Origin of the sequence: Yersinia similis (assembly GCF_001053095.1) — a bacterium.
Taxonomy (GTDB): domain Bacteria; phylum Pseudomonadota; class Gammaproteobacteria; order Enterobacterales; family Enterobacteriaceae; genus Yersinia; species Yersinia similis.
In genome coordinates, this window is sequence record NZ_CGBP01000089.1 from 1 (window position 1) to 1,251 (window position 1,251).

Here is a 1,251-nt window from a genome sequence, read left to right on the forward strand (position 1 = left end):
GAGCCGTTCTCGTTGTAGAGCAGTAGATTATCTTCCCGATCATATTCACAGCGGATAGTTCTGGCATCGGGCAGCCCGCTATCGGAAGCCGAATGATGGTACAAGATAAGTTCAGTGACTATCTAAACGATCACCTTTAATATATCGATAGGTAATTAAAAAAATTATTCACAGAATCTAAAATATCATCGATAAAATCGAATTATTTAGCATCATCATATAAAAATCAAGAAAACCTATTTATAAATTCATCATAAATACTTTCCGAATTCAATATTTTAGCTGATGAATTTTCAATTTCTCTTACTCGCTCATCATCAGACATAGAGACAAAGAAGACAACCTCATTAAAATCAAATCCAAGCGTTTCTTTTAAAGCCAACAAAGATGATATCATCATCCCATGAACTTTTTTTTCAAAAATAAATCCATTATTTAATGATTCACTTACCTTAGATAACTCCTTATTAATGACATTTATCTTACTGTACTCCAACGAGTTATTCCCATAGCCCCACTCAGTCGGGATCCATTTTGTACTTTTAAAACCACCATCATAATCCCCAAACATTTTCTTAATTTCCTCTGGAGACATAAATTCTCTAAATTCTTTTAAATTGTCATTTTGAGATAAAACAAAATCTTTTCTCTCTAAAAACTCCAATGTATTAAAAACCAGAAAAAACCCACTCACATCGCTATCTACCACTAAACTAATTGCATATATATTTTCATTTTCAACTTTATTTAAAAGATCAAAAAAATCCATTTTAACAGCTTCAATAAGCTTACCTTCAAAGGACGTATCAAAAAAACTCATATTAATATCCTCCAAAAACTGACTGACCAATTGACTGGAGTCGAGATTCCATTTTTCCTTTTGCACATTTTTTATCTATCTCCCCAGATTCCATTTGAGCGTCTAAATCTCGATCCGCTTTTGCTAATCCTAAAGCTACCTTTTTAGCATTATCAGTTGTATGAACTCCTTCAATATTAGAAGCCCACATAAGATTAGACATATCATTAACAGGATCTATATCATACTTAGATAATATAGATTTACTCGCATTCACAAAAGGCTGCCTAGAATCGCCTTCAAAATTACCTTTAAATACTATGTGATGCCCATGAGCATTAGTCAAACCACCCGGTTGTGCTACATTTGCATCTCTTAGTTTCTGGGACCAATTCGTCAACCCCAGCGGATCCACCCATCCCAGTGTATTCACCGCAAACTGGTACGGATTT

2 protein-coding genes are annotated in these 1,251 nt (G+C 33.9%); both read right to left on the reverse strand.

What is annotated here, in order from left to right:
* Positions 1-226: 226 nt before the first annotated feature.
* Positions 227-820 carry a DUF4303 domain-containing protein gene (locus tag AC971_RS21500; protein WP_012303618.1) on the reverse strand — a complete coding sequence of 198 codons (594 nt, stop codon included), beginning with the start codon at positions 818-820 and terminating at the stop codon, positions 227-229.
* 1 nt (position 821) lies between these two features.
* A partial coding sequence (locus AC971_RS21495) for an AHH domain-containing protein (protein WP_053084960.1) occupies positions 822-1,251 on the reverse strand: 430 nt, incomplete at its 5' end.

Excerpts from the sequence above, each read along its gene's own strand:
- AC971_RS21500 (WP_012303618.1), bottom strand. The coding sequence starts at position 820 with ATGAGTTTTTTTGATACGTCCTTTGAAGGTAAGCTTATTGAAGCTGTT.